General features: G+C 69.6%; 12 protein-coding genes. 5 read left to right on the top strand and 7 right to left on the bottom strand.

What is annotated here, in order from left to right:
* Positions 1–25 precede the first annotated feature (25 nt).
* Entirely contained in the window at positions 26–1,978 is a 1,953-nt protein-coding gene (locus tag CACI_RS16070) for an amylo-alpha-1,6-glucosidase (RefSeq protein ID WP_049871591.1), read from the bottom strand.
* A gap of 86 nt (positions 1,979–2,064) precedes the next feature.
* Here CACI_RS16070 and CACI_RS16065 point away from each other — a divergent pair, with 86 nt between their 5' ends.
* Positions 2,065–4,740 carry an MGH1-like glycoside hydrolase domain-containing protein gene (locus CACI_RS16065; protein WP_012787430.1) on the top strand — a complete coding sequence of 892 codons (2,676 nt, stop codon included), beginning with the start codon at positions 2,065–2,067 and terminating at the stop codon, positions 4,738–4,740.
* Positions 4,741–5,049: 309 nt separating this feature from the next.
* The gene (locus CACI_RS16060; RefSeq protein ID WP_143765264.1) at positions 5,050–5,436 is read left to right on the top strand and encodes a hypothetical protein; all 387 of its coding nucleotides are present in this window, start codon (positions 5,050–5,052) and stop codon (positions 5,434–5,436) included.
* On the opposite strand, the gene CACI_RS16055 is transcribed toward CACI_RS16060, so the two are convergent.
* The gene (locus CACI_RS16055) at positions 5,405–6,319 is read right to left on the bottom strand and encodes a LysR family transcriptional regulator (RefSeq protein WP_012787428.1); all 915 of its coding nucleotides are present in this window, start codon (positions 6,317–6,319) and stop codon (positions 5,405–5,407) included. The two genes, CACI_RS16060 and CACI_RS16055, sit on opposite strands and share 32 nt — an antisense overlap.
* A gap of 134 nt (positions 6,320–6,453) precedes the next feature.
* On the opposite strand from CACI_RS16055, the gene CACI_RS16050 reads away from it, so the two are divergent.
* Positions 6,454–7,413, top strand: a complete 960-nt coding sequence (locus tag CACI_RS16050; protein ID WP_012787427.1) for an NADP-dependent oxidoreductase — start codon at positions 6,454–6,456, stop codon at positions 7,411–7,413.
* A gap of 13 nt (positions 7,414–7,426) precedes the next feature.
* Here CACI_RS16050 and CACI_RS16045 read toward each other — a convergent pair whose 3' ends face one another.
* The gene (locus CACI_RS16045; protein WP_012787426.1) at positions 7,427–8,071 is read right to left on the bottom strand and encodes an HD domain-containing protein; all 645 of its coding nucleotides are present in this window, start codon (positions 8,069–8,071) and stop codon (positions 7,427–7,429) included.
* 70 nt (positions 8,072–8,141) lie between these two features.
* On the opposite strand from CACI_RS16045, the gene CACI_RS16040 reads away from it, so the two are divergent.
* Positions 8,142–9,110: a GlxA family transcriptional regulator gene (locus CACI_RS16040; protein WP_012787425.1), complete on the top strand. Its 969-nt coding sequence runs from the start codon at positions 8,142–8,144 to the stop codon at positions 9,108–9,110.
* 552 nt (positions 9,111–9,662) lie between these two features.
* Here the strand turns inward: CACI_RS16040 and CACI_RS16035 are convergent.
* Positions 9,663–10,862, bottom strand: coding sequence for an FAD-dependent oxidoreductase (locus tag CACI_RS16035; RefSeq protein ID WP_012787424.1), 1,200 nt, complete (start codon positions 10,860–10,862; stop codon positions 9,663–9,665).
* Between the two features lie 175 nt (positions 10,863–11,037).
* Positions 11,038–11,685, bottom strand: coding sequence for a PadR family transcriptional regulator (locus CACI_RS16030; RefSeq protein WP_012787423.1), 648 nt, complete (start codon positions 11,683–11,685; stop codon positions 11,038–11,040).
* Positions 11,686–11,823: 138 nt separating this feature from the next.
* On the opposite strand from CACI_RS16030, the gene CACI_RS16025 reads away from it, so the two are divergent.
* Complete coding sequence (locus CACI_RS16025) at positions 11,824–12,984, top strand: acyl-CoA dehydrogenase family protein (RefSeq protein WP_012787422.1); 1,161 nt, start codon at positions 11,824–11,826, stop codon at positions 12,982–12,984.
* Positions 12,985–13,025: 41 nt separating this feature from the next.
* Here the strand turns inward: CACI_RS16025 and CACI_RS16020 are convergent, their stop codons facing one another.
* The gene (locus CACI_RS16020; RefSeq protein WP_012787421.1) at positions 13,026–13,916 is read right to left on the bottom strand and encodes a SecDF P1 head subdomain-containing protein; all 891 of its coding nucleotides are present in this window, start codon (positions 13,914–13,916) and stop codon (positions 13,026–13,028) included.
* 58 nt (positions 13,917–13,974) lie between these two features.
* Positions 13,975–14,850 carry a hypothetical protein gene (locus tag CACI_RS16015; protein ID WP_012787420.1) on the bottom strand — a complete coding sequence of 292 codons (876 nt, stop codon included), beginning with the start codon at positions 14,848–14,850 and terminating at the stop codon, positions 13,975–13,977.
* Positions 14,851–14,889: the final 39 nt, after the last annotated feature.

The following is a 14,889-nucleotide window of genomic DNA, read 5'->3' as shown; positions in this document are numbered from 1 at the left end:
GCTCCCCTTGGTTGTGCTTGGCGGTTCATCTGCAGTCTGCGTTCTTCAGGGTCCAGCCGCGCAGCGCCTCGGCCACCGACCAGGCTTGGAACGGACAGCCGGTGGTGGCGTGCGGCGCGGCGCCGTCCGCGGTCTCGGAGACCGAGCCGAGCCCGGCCTCCCCGAGATGGCCGGGCAGTCCGCCGAACACGGCGGCGGCCGGGCCGCCGGCCCCGGCGACGGCGTCGTGGTAGGGCCCGAGCAGCCAGGGCCACGCGGTGCCCTGGTGGTAGGCGGCGTCGCGCTGCTCGGAGGAGCCGCGGTGGTGCGGCTGGTACGCCGCGTCGCCGGGCGCCAGGGTGCGCGGGCCCAGCGGCGTCATCAGCTGCTCGCCGACGATCGGCGCCGGAGCCTGTCCGCGCAGCGGCGCGTACGGGAGGCTGTAGGCGAGCAGCTGGTTCGGACGCAGTGCGGCGTCGTCGCCGAGCGGGCCGTCCACGACGTCGTAGAGCCCGCACACGGGGTTCGGGAACCGGCGGTGGAAGGAGGTGGCCGCCGCCTCGCGCCGCTGCAGGACGCCGGTGGCGTCGCGGCCGACGGCCTTCCACAGGTCGGCGACCGTCCCCAGGGCGTTGATCCACAGCGCGTTGATCTCGACCGCCTTGCCGCCGCGCTGGGTGATCGGACGGCCGTTCACCCGGGCGTCCATCCAGGTCAGCGCGTAACCCTCGGCGCCTTGTGTCAGCAGGGAGTCCGCGGGGTCCACCCGGATGCCGTAACGGGTGCCGTCCAGGTGCGCCTGAACGATCCCCTCGAGCGCCGGGGCGAGCTCGGCGGCGAGGTCCGCGTCGCCGGTGGCGGCGACGTGCCGGCCGATCGCGTGCACGAACCACAGCGTGCCGTCGGCGGTGTTGTACTCGACCGAGCCGGTGTCCGCGGTGTTGGCGAGCATGCCCTCGGACAGCGTCGCGGCGTAGGCCCGCAGCAGGCTGCGTCCCTCGTCGGCACGCTGGGCACTGAGGAACAGCCCGTCGTAGGAGACCATCGTGTCCCGCGACCACGTCCCGAACCACGGGTATCCGGCGACCACGTCCGGAGCCGGCGTGCCGTCGGCAGCCGTTCGGTCGATGACGAAGGCGTCGGCGGCCAACAGCAGCTGCGAGGCGACCGGGTCAGAGCCCTTGGCCGCGATCGCCGCGGCACGGTCGCGAGCTGCTTCGACGATCCGGGCGGCGGGCGGCGGCGGGGCAGTGGCGTCGAGGTCGCCGGCCCAGGCGGTGAGCTGCATCTTCTCGCCGGGCCCGGTCAGCGGTGCGGAGAACGATCCTGCGAACCACAGGTCCTCGCGCGCGCCGAGTCCGCGTGCTGCTTCCTCGCGCAGGTACACGTCGCGATACCACTGGCCGCCACTAGTCCAACCGGGTCCGGCGAGCCGGTATGCGTCCTCGATCACGACGCCGTCGGCGGTCGGGCGCATGCGCAGATCGCCGCCGCCTGCGAAGCGGTCGCCGTGCTGGTCGCGCCAGGTGCAGAGGGCTTCGACGCGGAGCGTGACCGGGCCGCCGGCGAGCAGGCGGTAGACGTACCCGTAGGCGGGACGGCCGCGCACCGGAGCCAGCTCGGCTTCGAGCACGATGTCGCCGACCCGCCAGCGCCAGCGCGGCAGGCCGTGCTCCAGCGTGAAGCTCTCCAGCAGGGTGTGGCCCTCCGGGGAGACCGCGCCGGAGGCCCATTCGTGCACCGCGAGCCGCACCTCGGTTCCCGAGGGCGTGACCAGCACCGGGTCCAGGCTGGCCAGGGCGACGCGGCGGGCGCTGCCGCCGTTCTCGGCCGCCACTAACAGAGCGTGATACCTGCGGGTCCGCAGCCCGCTTGCCGTACCCGTGGCATAACCGCCGACCCCATCGGGTACAAGCCATTCCCGAGCCGCGCCCTCGGTGAGGTCGCCGCACACATGGGTGCCTAGAACGTACGGGTTGGAGATCGCCACGACCGCCATATTCGCAGTCGTCGTTATCGAGCGCATTTCGTAAGCCCTGCGTAGGGTCGAACCGCAACGGTACCCAAGGAACGCGAGGGCACGCGGTGACCACAGCAGAGCAGGCTCGTTTGGACCAGTACGACGGCGAGGAGAACGAGCCGTGGCGTGCGTGGGGTCCGTATCTGTCGGAGCGGGCCTGGGGCACCGTCCGTGAGGACTACTCCCCCGGTGGCACCGCTTGGGACTCCTTCCCGCACGACCACGCCCGCTCGCGTGCGTACCGCTGGAACGAGGACGGTCTGGCCGGTATCAGCGACAGCAACCAGTACTTCTGCTTCTCGCTGGCGTTCTGGAACGGCCGCGATCCGATCCTGAAGGAGCGCGCCTTCGGCCTGACCGGCAACGAGGGGAACCACGGCGAGGACGCGAAGGAGTACTGGTGGTACCTGGACTCCACGCCGACGCATTCGTGGATGCGCTGGCGCTATCACTACCCGCAGAACGAGTTCCCCTACACGGACCTGGTGCACACCAACCGCGCGCGCGGCGTCGAGGACACGGAGTACGAGCTCGTCGACACCGGCATCTTCCAGGACGACCGCTACTGGCGGATCACCGCCGAGTACGCGAAGTCCGGTCCGGAGGACATGTGCATTCGGGTGCACGTGGAGAACAAGGGCCCGGATGAGGAGACACTGCACGTCCTGCCGCACCTGTGGTTCCGGAACACCTGGTCCTGGGGACTGGCCGGGCGCGAGGCGGTGCCGGTGCTCAGCGGCGACGGCGGCACGCTGGTCGGCGAGCACCGCGTGCTCGGGCGGATCGCGCTGACCGGCTCCGGGGAGCCCGAGGCGTTGGTCTGCGACAACGTGTCGAACGCGCAGCGGCTGTGGGGCGTCGACGGTCCGAGCTATCCCAAGGACGGGATCAACGACCACGTGGTTTCCGGCGCGGACACGGTCAATCCGGAGCGGCGCGGGACCAAGGGCGCGCTGCACTACGTCCTGACCGTCCCGGCGGGCGGCACCGCGGAGATCCGGCTGCGGCTGCGCTCGGAGGGACCGGACAGCGAGGCGGTGGGCCCGGCGGATCTGGACACCGGCTTCGAGGAGCTGATGACGCGCCGGCAGGCCGAGGCCGACGAGTACTTCGAGGAGCTGACCCCGGACAGCTGCACCGCCGACGAGGCGAACGTGCTGCGCCAGGCGGTCGCCGGACTCATGTGGTCCAAGCAGTACTACCACTACAACGTCTCGCGGTGGCTGGAGGGCGACCCCTCGCAGCCGGACCCGCCGGAGGGCCGCCGCCACGGCCGCAACGAGCACTGGTGGACGCTGTCGGCGCGCGACGTCATCGTGATGCCGGACCCGTGGGAGTATCCGTGGTTCGCGGCGTGGGACCTGGCGTTCCACTGCGTCGCGCTGGCCGAGGTCGACCCGAAGATGGCCAAGGAGCAGCTGCTGTTGCTGCTCCAGGAGTGGTACCTGCACCCCAGCGGGCAGGTCGCGGCGTACGAGTGGGCGTTCAGCGACGACAACCCGCCGGTGCAGGCGTGGGCGGCGCTGCAGATCTACCGCGCCGACGGCTGCCGCGACCACGTCTTCCTCAAGCGGGTGTTCCACAAGCTGCTGATGAACTTCACCTGGTGGGTGAACCGCGCCGACGCCGACGGCAACAACGTCTTCGAGGGCGGATTCCTGGGCCTGGACAACGTCGGACCGTTCGACCGGGGCGCCGGCGTGCCGGCCGGGGACCTGCTGGAGCAGAGCGACGGCACCGCGTGGATGGCGATGTACTCGCTGAACCTCATGGAGATCGCGCTGGTCCTGGCCGAGCACGACCCGGTCTACCGCGAGCTGGTGATGAAGTTCTTCGAGCACTTCGGCCTGATCGCCGCCGCGGCGAACAAGATCGGGCTGTGGAACGAGGAGGACGGCTTCTTCTACGACGTGCTGCGCACCCGCGACGGCATCAACATCCCGATGAAGGTCCGCTCGGTCGTCGGTCTGCTGCCGCTGGTGGCCACCACCTCGGTGAGCGCCGAGGCGATGGACGCCGTCCCGGAGCTGCGCAAGCGGGTGAAGTGGTTCTTCGAGAACCAGACGGACAAGGCCGATCTGCTGATGGGCTGCGTCGACATGAACAAGTCGCACCGGCTGCTGACGATGATGACGTTCGAGCAGCGCCCTCGGGTTCTGGCGCGGATGCTCGACGAGGGCGAGTTCCTCTCCGAGCACGGGCTGCGCGCGCTGTCCCGGATCCACAAGGACCAGCCGTTCCGGCTGAACGTCAACGGCACCGACTACAGCGTCAGCTACGAGCCCGGCGAGTCGCACACCACGATGTTCGGCGGCAACAGCAACTGGCGCGGACCGGTCTGGTTCCCGATGAACTACCTGCTCATCGACGCCCTGGACCGGCACCAGGACTTCTTCGGTGACCACATCACCTTCCAGTACCCGACCGGCTCGGAAAATCAGGCCACGTACGGCACGATCGCCGACGACCTGGCCCACCGGCTGGTCGGCGTCTTCCTGAACGACGAGGCGGGGCACCGTCCGGTGTTCGGCGACGAGAAGCTGTTCCAGGAGGACGCCGCCTGGCACGACCAGATCCCGTTCCACGAGTACTTCCACGGCGACACCGGCGCCGGGATCGGGGCTTCGCACCAGACGGGATGGACGGCGCTGACGATCAATCTGCTGCTGCGCAAGAGCCGGCCGCATCGGACCGCGGAGATGGATCCGGCGGTGAGCGGGCCGCCGGCGCGGGCGGAGTAGACGGCGGACTCCGGTCGGCGGCCGGTGTAACCGAGGAGCCGCTTTCGGCGTCTAAGGAGAGGACGGCGGCAACCTCAACGACGATCCGGGGCGCCACGCGGCGGTTGGTAGCATCGGCGCCTCGGGGGCACACGAACATTCGGCGCGGCTCTGACGTCCCTGGTACCGCTGAAAGCCTTGACACGGGAGTCTGTCATGAACCGCCGTCGTTGTGCCGTTTCGCTGCTCGGTTCCGGTGTGCTCGTGCTGGCTGCGGCGTGCGGATCGAGTACGGCTGCTTCTTCGGCTTCCTCAGCACCCTCCCTTTCCGTGCCCGCGCCGTCCCCATCGTCCTCGACGCCTTCGACCGACATCAGCGACCGCAAGCCGTGCTCCCACCCCACCGCGATGAACGGGTTCCTGAAGCTGAACTCGGCCACGACGAGCCAGGACGGGACCACCAGCCTGAGCATCTCGTTCGTGGACTGCACGGTCGACCCGGCCAACGACAAGGACGTCGACTACACGCCGACCAGCAGCGCCACGGTCCCGGTGCGCCCCGGCGCCCAGGTCCAGATCGTCCAGCTGGACAACAACCTGCAGACCGTCGCCGCGGACTGGCTGGTCGACCACCAGGTGGTCAGCACGCCGTACTTCTACTACCAGGACGACGCGCAGCACCAGATCACAGCGCTGCAGGAGATCTATCACCCCTGAGCCGCCGGTCGGCCGCCGCGACCGCGGTGGCGGCGCGCACGAACGCCGCCACCGCCGGCGAGCGCGAGTCTTGCGGCCAGGCGACCGCGAGGGTGGCCGGCCGCAGGTCCTTGACCGGGAGGTAGACGATGTCAGGGCGCGGATACCGGTCGGTGAGCGAGACAGGGAAGAAACAGACGATACTGCCCAGTTCGATGAGACGGAAGATCTCGGGCAGGTCGGAGGCGGGAGAACCCGGGCCGGTCTGAACCAGGGCGCACTGGTCCTCGGAAACAGGACCCTGATCCGCCGGCACGCCGTTGGGCATGACGCGGCCCGCGAGGTCGGCGAGACAGACCTCTGATTGGGTCGCCAGCGGATCGGTGGCTGCGACGGCTACCCGGAACGGCTCGTCCCGCAAGGGTTCGAAATCCAGACCTCGGGGGTCCGCCGGGTCCAGCAGCAGGCCGACGTCGGCGCGTCCGTCGCGCAGCGCCGCCGATTGTTCGCCGTAGCGTCCCAGGACCAACGCGGCCGGTTGCCCGGTCTGCTGCGCCGCGTACGCCTCCAGGATGCGCGGGAGCAGACCGCCGTCGACGTCCGCTTTCAGGGCGACGCGCAGGTGCGGCGTGGTTTCGCCTGCGTGCTGCGCGCGCCGTCCTGCTGCGTTGACCGCGTCCAGCGCGGTTCGGGCGTCGCGCAGGAACACTTCGCCGGAGCGCGTCAGCGTCACGCGGCGGGTTGTGCGCTCCAGCAGTGCCACGCCGAGCTGGCGCTCCAGGGTGCGGATCGCTCGCGACAGCGGCGGCTGCGCCATGCCGAGCCGCTCGGCCGCGCGCCCGAAGTTCAGCTCCTCCGCCACCGCGACGAAGTAGCGGAGCTGGCGCGTCTCCAGCTCATTCATGGCGCCGCCTCATTCATACCGCCACGGTATCAAAGGCGACCGAAGCGGTCCTTCAGCTCGGCTCGGTGCGCGGCTTGACTGGGGTTCGACGATCCGCCGGTGTCCGGGCGGGCCGAGGAACAGGAGAGATCTCCATGCGTGCTATCGCAGTACCCGAAATCGGGGGAACACCCGGTCTGACGGAGCTTCCGGTACCGGGTCCGGGCGCGAGTCCAGGTCCGGAGGAGGTTCTGGTGCGGCTGAGCGCCGCCTCGATCAATCCGATCGACCTGGACATCGCGCAGGGGCGGTTGCCGTTGCCCACGACGCAGCCGCTCGTTCTGGGCGTGGACGGTGCGGGGCGGGTCGTCGAGGTGGGTGAGTCAGTACATGGATTCGTGGTCGGGGATCTCGTGCACGGGCAGTTTCTCGACGCTCCGTTGGGTCGTGGGACGTTCGCCGAGTACGCCGTCCTCAGCGGCTCCCCCAGCCATGGCGCTTTGCTGCGCACGCCGGACGGCTTGTCGGCGGAGGTTGCCGCCGCGCTCCCCACGGCGGGGATGACGGCGCTCGGTGTTGTGGAGCTGGTGGAGCTGCGCGCTGGACAGTCGATCCTGATCGTCGGCGCGACCGGCGGGGTCGGGGTTTTCGCGGTGCAGCTGGCTGCGGCGCGGGGAGCTGAGGTCATCGCGACGGCACGATCTGAGGCAGGCGCGTGGATTCGCGGGCTCGGTGCGTCGCAGACTATTGATTACGGTGTCGAGGATGTCAGTGAGCTGGTACGCGGGAGCCATCCCGACGGTGTGGACGTACTGCTCGATCTGACGCGCGATCAGGCTCGGTTCACCGCGTACGCGGACCTGGTGCGGGACGGCGGCTCGGCGGTGTCGGCGACGTTCACCGCCTCGCCGGAGCTGCTCGCCTCCGAGCGGATCTCGGTGACCAACTTCATGATGCGGGACAAGCCTGATTTGCTTGCCCGCATCACTGATGAGGTCGCCTCCGGGCGGGTCACGGTCCCGATCGAGCGGACCGTCACCTTGGACGAGGTGCCCGAGGCGTTGGCACGTAATGCCGGCGGCGGGGCTCGTGGCAAGACGGTTGTGGTTCTCTAGCCGCCACCCTTTGTCACTCCGGCCAGTCAGAGTTCTTAATCACTTCGACGAAGTCGCCGCGGACGAAGCCGGGGACGAAGTGTTCCAGCACGTCTGCCTTGACGTTGCCGAAGGTGGTGTCGGGACGGTCGCGGATGCCTTCGGTGAAGGCGGCGAGGATCTGGTTCTTGAAGTCCGGACGTGGGTGGGCTGCCACGACGGCGTCCCGCTCGGCGTCCGGGAGTGCGGCGTAGCCCAGGCCCAGGACGTCCAGCTCGACGCCGCGGGTGACCAGGGCGATCTCCGGCGCCATGTGAAGCGGGATCTCGGGGGTGGTGTGCAGGGCGATGGCGGTCCAGACCCGGTCGGCGGGCTCGGCGGCGATGCCGTGCGCGGTCAGGAAGCGGCGCGCCTCGTCGGCGCCGTCGAGCTCGAAGCGCTGGTCGGCGCGGGCGAAGCGCGGCGTCAGGCCGAGGTCGTGGAACAGCGCGCCGACGTAGAGGAGCTCGGGATCGAAGGCGAGGCCTTGGTCGCGGCCGCGCAGCGCGCCCCACAGGAACACGCGGCGGGAGTGGTGGAACAGCAGCGGTGAGGCGGCGTCGCGGACCAGGTCGGTCGCCTCGCGGGCGAGGGCGCTGTCGGGGATCGGGATGCCGGCGATCGTGGTGGTGGTGGTCATGAGTCCAGCCTCGCCGGGCGGCGTAGGGTGGAGCCATGTCCTTTCAGCCACATACCCCACAGATCTGGCCATGAGGCACCGGGCCGGGCTCGTGGTTTTCGACGGAGTCACGATGCTGGACGTCAGCGGCCCGTCGGAGGTGCTGCACCAGGCGGGACGCGTCGCGGAGCCTTATGAGCTGGTGCTGGTCTCGCCGCGCGGCGGTTCGGTCGCCACGTCAAGCGGGCTGGCGCTGACTGGCTCGGTGACCGCCGCCGACGCCGGAGCGCTCGACACGGTCCTGGTCGCTGGCGGCGATCGACTCGCCGAGCAGCCGATCGAGCTCAAGCTCCTGGACACGATCGCCGAGGTGGCTGACTCCGCTCCACGCGTCGCATCGGTGTGCACCGGCGCCTTCGCCCTGGCAGAACTGGGCCTGCTCGACGACCGCCGTGCGACGACCCACTGGCGTCACGCCGAACGCCTGGCCCGCAGCTACCCGCGCGTCCACGTCGAACCGGACGCGATCCACATCCGCGACGGCCGCTATGTCACCTCAGCGGGCATCAGCGCCGGCATCGACCTGACCCTGGCCCTGGTCGAGGAGGACCACGGCGCCGACGCGGCACGCGCCGTCGCCCGCGAACTCGTGGTCTTCCTCCAACGCCCCGGCGGCCAATCCCAGTTCTCCACCGCCCTGACCACCCCACCCCCGCACACCGACACCCTCCGCACCCTGATCGCCGCCGTCCTGGCCGACCCCGCCGCCGACCACACCCTCCCCGCCATGGCATCCCGCGCCGCCGTCAGCCCCCGCCACCTCACCCGCCTGTTCCACACCGAACTCAACACCACCCCCGCCCGCTGGCTGGAAACCGTCCGCCTCGACCGAGCCCGGCACCTCCTCCTCACCGGCCACACCGTCACCACCGCCGCCCGCACCAGCGGCCTGGGCAGCGACGAAACCCTCCGCCGCGTCTTCGCCAAACACCTGGGAACAACCCCAAGCGAGTACCGGACCCGCTTCACGACGACCCGGCGAGAAGAATCAGGAGCCTGACCAGCTCAGGCAGCCACACCAGAGATAAGCGCACACCAAGCGCACCGCCCGGCGAGACCGCAGCCGCTCGCGAATCGCCAGCGGCAGACAGCCGGCAAGATCGCGGGCGGCAGCCTCGGAATCGCAGATGGCTGATCGCAGATCCCAGGCAGCAGGCAGCAGGCAGCAGGCAGCAGGCAGCAGGCAGCAGGCAGCAGGCAGCAGGCAGCAGGCAGCAGGCAGACAATCGCAGCGGCAGACCGCCGATGGCAGGCGGTAGATAGCTGGTGGCAGCCGATCGCAGGTGGCAGACCCCGGATCGCAGGTGGCAGACCGCAGATAGCTGGCGGCAGGCGATCGCAGGCGGCAGATAGTTGGTAGCAGCCGATCGCAGGTGGCCACCGATCGCGGGTGGCAGGCCGCAGTTCGCAGGCGGCTGATCGCCAGTGGCAGGCGGCCGGTCCGAGTTCGCAGGCATCAGGCTCGCGATCATGGGCAGCCCGTCGCGGGTGGCAGGCGGCGGATCGCAGGCTCTCAATCATCCGCCGCCGTGCCATTCGTGCCCGCGCATCCTCAGCGCACCGGTGCCTCCCAGTCGATCCGGTATCGCTGCTCCCAGCCCAGTACCTTGTCGAAGTTCATCAGTTTGAAGAACAGCGGCATGGTTGCGTGCATCACCTTGCGGCCGAGTGGGCCTGGTGTCTTCTTGCGGTTCGTGCGGGCGCCGCGTTTGGTGATGCGTTCGACGCGGGGGCGGCGGAGGGTTTCGTAGGTGGCGAAGGCGGTGGCGGGGTTGGGGATGTCGCGGAGGGTGCGTGCTAGGTGGAGTGCGCTTTCGATGGCTAGGGAGGCGCCTTGGCCGGTGCTGTTGGAGGGGGCGTGGACGGCGTCGCCGACCAGGGCCACGCGGGCGGTGTGCCAGTGGGGGACGGGCGGCATGATGTGGATGGCGCCGGTGATGTCGAGGGTGTCGGGGGTGGTGCGGTCGGCGAGGAGGTGGCCGGGGGTGTCGTCGCGGTAGGTGTCGCGGAGGCGGCGGAGCCACTTGTCGGCGGGGATCGCGCGGGCTTCGGTCAGGGACATGTAGGTCTTGGACGGGAGGTTGGCGCCCCACGTCAGCCGCCCGTCGGCCTGCTTCCAGTACAGGTAGTAGGCGCGCTTGCCGAATGCGAACGTCATCATGCCCGGTTCGACGTCGAGGTCGGGGGCGGCGTCGACGTAGCCCTGGAAGCTGAGCAGTCCGGTGTAGTCCGCGCCGGGGGCTGCCGGGTCTATCAGGGTTCGTACTGTCGAGCGCACGCCGTCGGCGCCGATCAGGACGTCGGCGGAAGCCGTTGTGCCGTCGGCGAATCGGGCTTCGACGCCGTCGGCGGTCTCGGTGGCCTCGATCAGGCGCTTGCCGTACTCGAAGCCGACGCCTGCCTCGAGCGCGCGCTCTCGCAGCAGCCGGTGCAGGTCGCCGCGGCCGACGATCTGCAGCGGCTCGACGCCGGCCAGGCTCGGCAGCTCGTGGATTTTGCCGTCGATCGCCATCCGGGTGCCGGCGATCGGGGTGGCCGCGGCGCGGACCGCGTCGCCGACGCCGATGGTGTCCAGCGCTGCCATGCCGTTCGGGGCGAGCGCGAGGCCGCCGCCGATGCCCTCGCCGAGTTCGGCGTGCGCCTCATAGACAATGGCCTGGATGCCGGCCTTGTGCAGCGCCGTGGCCGTCACGGGACCGGCGATGCCGCCGCCGATGACCAGCGCGGTACGGGTTTTCTGTGCTGTGGACATGGGATCCCTCCGCAGTGCGTGATGATGCGCCGCGTGTCGCGGCGCCGACGTCACGCCCGGAAGGCCTCCCGTTATCCTGGGGTCGGCACCTCGTGGCCGGGATCCGCCCGTGCGGACGTCGGTTCGAGAGCAGGTCCCGGCGGCGGTGTTGGCGCATCGCCGCCGGGATTCTTCGCTAGTCCAGGCTCGAACCCCTTTCGTGGAGTTCGAGCATTTCCGCGGGCCACCCGGCGCCTTCGTGAAAGCCGCGCCAGGCGTCCAGGTCCGGGAACGTGCCGGAGGTCAGCTCCCCCAGCAGTCCGCGCACCCACGCCGCCTCGGCCTCGACCATCGCCAGGGCGTACTCGTCCTCGACGAGGAACAGCCGCGGCACGGTCTCCAGCGTCTTGGCCAGCGCGTGCTTGCGCGCGCTGATCCCCTCCTCCAGCGCTGCGAGCCGTGCCTGAAGCAGCTCCGTGACCTCGGCCGGCGGCAGGATCATCTGGACCGACAGCCCGGCGGCGAAGTGCGTGTGCTCCGGGGCGGGCGTGCCGATCAGCTCGCGGGTCCAGTCCGTCAGCTCCTGCTTTCCGGCATCGGTGATCTCATAGACGGTCCGCTCCGGGCGCGCGCCCTGCCGGCTGGTCCCGACGACTTCCAGGAACCCGTGCTTGGCGAGGTTCTGCACGACCGTGTACAGCGACCCCCATTTGACGTCCATCTGCTGGTCCTTGCCGTGGGCGCGGATCAGCGAGGCGATCTCGTAGCGGTGCATCGGCCGCTGGACGACGGTGGCCAGCACCGCGAGCGCGAGCAGGTTGTCGACCTTGCGTTTGGTGGCCACGGGTTCCTCGTCTCGTGATTACTCGTCGGCAAATATACGTCGGCGAGTAATACGCGGCAACCTCCCCGACTAGCCCCGCGCCGCGCCGACCGCGAAGCTGAAGGGAGCCGCCGAGCCCGACGACAGGAGACACCCACCGTGCGCCGTTCCGTCTACACCGAAGACCACGAGGCCTTCCGCGAGATGATCAGGGATTTCATCGCCGAGGAGGTCGTCCCGGTCTACCCCGAATGGGAGAAGCGGGGACACGCCCCGCGCGAGTTCTACTACCGGCTCGGCGAGCTGGGCCTGTTCGGCATCGAGGTGCCCGAGGAGTACGGCGGCGCCGGCGAGGCCAACGGCTTCAAGTACCAGGCCGTCACCACCGAGGAGCTGATGCGCGCCGGCGTGAGCTTCGGCGGCTCCTCGGTGCACACCGGACTGGTGTTGCCGTACCTGATGGAGTTCGCCGACGCCAAGCAGAAGCAGCGCTGGCTGCCGGACTTCGTCTCCGGCGCGATGATGACCGCGATCGCCATGACCGAGCCGGGTACCGGCAGCGACCTGGCGGGCATCAAGACCACTGCGAAGCTGTCGGAGGACGGAACGCACTACGTCCTCAACGGCGCCAAGACCTTCATCACCGGCGGCGTGCTGGCCGACCGCGTCCTGGTGGTGGCGCGCACCGCGCCGCACGACCCGGACAACCGCCGCGCCGGCCTGTCGATCCTGGTCGTGGACACCAAGTCCGAGGGCTACGTGGTCGGCCGCAAGCTGGAAAAGATCGGCCTGCGCACCTCCGACACCGCCGAGCTGTCCTTCACCGACGTGAAGGTCCCGGTCGAGGACCTGCTCGGCGAGGAGGGCAAGGCCTTCTCCTACCTGACCCACAACCTGATTCCCGAGCGCCTGGGCATCGCGGTGTCCGCGGTGGCCGCCGCCGACGCCGCCATCCAGTTCGCGATCGGCTACACCAAGGAGCGCGACGTCTTCGGCACGCCGGTCGCCTCGTTCCAGAACACGAAATTCGTGCTCGCCGAATGCTCCTCGGAAGTCAGCGCCGGACAGGCGATGATCGACCGCGCGATGGACCTGTACGAGGCCGACGAGCTGTCGGTCGCCGACGCCGCGTCGGTGAAGCTGTTCACCACTGAGATGGCCGGCCGGGTCATCGACAAGTGCCTGCAGCTGCACGGCGGCTACGGCTACATGCTGGAATTCCCGATCGCCAAGCTCTACACCGACAACCGCGTGTTCCGGATCTACGGCGGCACGAGCGAGGTGATGAAGTCGGTGGTCGCCAAGTCGCTGGGGTTGTAGTCACGGCTTGCAACCGCCCTCGCACGACGGGGGCCGCGCCGTCAGCCCGCGGTGCCGACCGAGGTCATGCTCAGCGGCACCGGCAGCGTGCCGCTTTGCAGAATCGCGGCCAGGCTCTGCGCCGTCGGCTGCGTGAAACCACCGCTGATCAGCATGGCGCCGTCGGTGATGGGGTCCTGGATCATCGGCGCCGAGTAGACGATCCCGTCCACGGTGATCGCGACCGCGCCGCCGGTCCCGGCCAGCCGGGTGGTCAGCTGAGCGAACTGCGCGGCGCCCTGGCTGGTGAGGGTGACGTTCACCTGCCACGTCCCCGCCGGACCGCTCGCCGCGCCGGCCGCGCTGACCGCCGCCCCGCTGACCGCCGCGGCGTCCAGGACGAACTTCTGCGAGCCGTCGCTCTGGCAGGCGGCGATCTGCGCGCTCGGCTTCGCATCGGTCGGCTGCGTGTTTTTGCAGTCGAGCATCGTGAACTGCTTCCACACCGCGCCGGACACACTCTGCGGCGCCGACCCGGCGGTGGCGGCGCTCCCGGCGTCGGTGGTGAGGACCGGCCGGAACTCCAGGACGCCGGCGCGTCCCAGCATCAGCAGCTCGGCCTTGTCGGCGGCCGGGCCTCGCACCTCGATGCCGCGTCCGTCGGGGGCGACGGCGACCGTGGTGCCGTCCAGCTTCTGCGCGCTGACGCGTTGTTTGAGGATGGCCAGTTCCTGGTTCAGGGTGGCGGGCGTGGCGGCCATCGTTCCCGAACCTGCGAACGTGAAGTTGACGACCGCCTGACCGGGCGAGACCGTCACGACCGGTTCGGACACCGAGGACGTGGACGGTGGCACCGACACGTCGCCGACGCTCGCGCATCCGCTCACCGCGGTCGCCGCCGCCAGTCCGAGAAGAGCCGCGACCACCTGTGTTCGTCGTGTGAAAGCAGCCATCTTCTTTCCCCCTCCAAGCCCGGATCCCGTTCCCTGCTCAGGAATCCTGGCACGGCGCTCAGTTGAGCGCGTAGTGCTGGAAGTACAAGAAGATCGACTTCCATCCGGACCCGACGTTCAGGATGTGCAGCTGTCCGCCGGAGGGTCCGATGTCGAGGGCGACCAGACCTTCGACCTCATCGTTGGGCTGCACGTCCTGCGCGAACTGCCACGCGGTGGCGCCGGTGGTCGGATCGATCGTCCAGACCGACTTGTCGCCGTCGATGTCGGCTGAGGCCCACAGCCGGCCGTGCCACATCTTCGCGCCCTGGATCCGGCTCAGCGGCGGCGAGAGCTGCACGGTGCGCAGCACGGGAAGCGCCGCTCCGGTCGGCAGGGTCAACAGAGCATTCAGGCTGTAGACGACCAGATGGTCGCTACCGTCGGCAGTGCTCTGATTCCACGGCGCGGTGTAGACCAAGCCTGCCGCGGCGTCGATAGCGACCCACGGCACTCCGCCGGGCATGAGGTTCAGCGGCAGCTGCACATAGCGGCCGGTGTAGCTCAGGTCCGAGGCGTTGAACAGCGCCAGCAGCGGATGCTGGTAGGCGCTGCCGTCCTCGATCGGGGCGACGACGTAGCCGCCGTAATAGTCGGTGTCGCCGATGTGGTTCGAGCCGTACTGCGAGGAGAGCTGGGAGGGAATGGCCGCCGCGTTGGTGGCGACGTCGTTGATCCCGTTGACCGTGGCCTTGTCCAGGGAGTACGTGCCGGAGAAGTAGTAGTAGGTACCGTCGGTCGAGACACCTTGGCCGCGCTCGAGTGCGGTGACCAGCGTCCATGTCTGGTACGCGGGCAGCCGCGTCCAGCTCGCCGCCGACGCGGAAGCCAAGGGAAGCAGGGCGAGCAGCGCGGCGGTCACGGCGATGCGCCACGACCACAGACGATGCCTCATGTCGGGATGTCCTTTCTCAGGGGACGAGGAAACTGCTGC

Origin of the sequence: Catenulispora acidiphila DSM 44928 (genome assembly GCF_000024025.1) — a bacterium.
GTDB classification, from domain to species: Bacteria; Actinomycetota; Actinomycetes; order Streptomycetales; family Catenulisporaceae; genus Catenulispora; species Catenulispora acidiphila.
Note: the sequence above shows the minus strand (reverse complement) of the source record. Positions and strands in the feature narration are given on the sequence as shown.

Coding starts and splice junctions, on each gene's coding strand:
- CACI_RS16050 (WP_012787427.1), top strand. CDS start 6,454: ATGCGTGCTATCGCAGTACCCGAAATCGGGGGAACACCCGGTCTGACG.
- CACI_RS16055 (WP_012787428.1), bottom strand. CDS start 6,319: ATGAATGAGCTGGAGACGCGCCAGCTCCGCTACTTCGTCGCGGTGGCG.
- CACI_RS16045 (WP_012787426.1), bottom strand. CDS start 8,071: ATGACCACCACCACCACGATCGCCGGCATCCCGATCCCCGACAGCGCC.
- CACI_RS16020 (WP_012787421.1), bottom strand. CDS start 13,916: ATGGCTGCTTTCACACGACGAACACAGGTGGTCGCGGCTCTTCTCGGA.
- CACI_RS16015 (WP_012787420.1), bottom strand. CDS start 14,850: ATGAGGCATCGTCTGTGGTCGTGGCGCATCGCCGTGACCGCCGCGCTG.
- CACI_RS16070 (WP_049871591.1), bottom strand. CDS start 1,978: ATGGCGGTCGTGGCGATCTCCAACCCGTACGTTCTAGGCACCCATGTG.
- CACI_RS16040 (WP_012787425.1), top strand. CDS start 8,142: ATGAGGCACCGGGCCGGGCTCGTGGTTTTCGACGGAGTCACGATGCTG.
- CACI_RS16035 (WP_012787424.1), bottom strand. CDS start 10,862: ATGTCCACAGCACAGAAAACCCGTACCGCGCTGGTCATCGGCGGCGGC.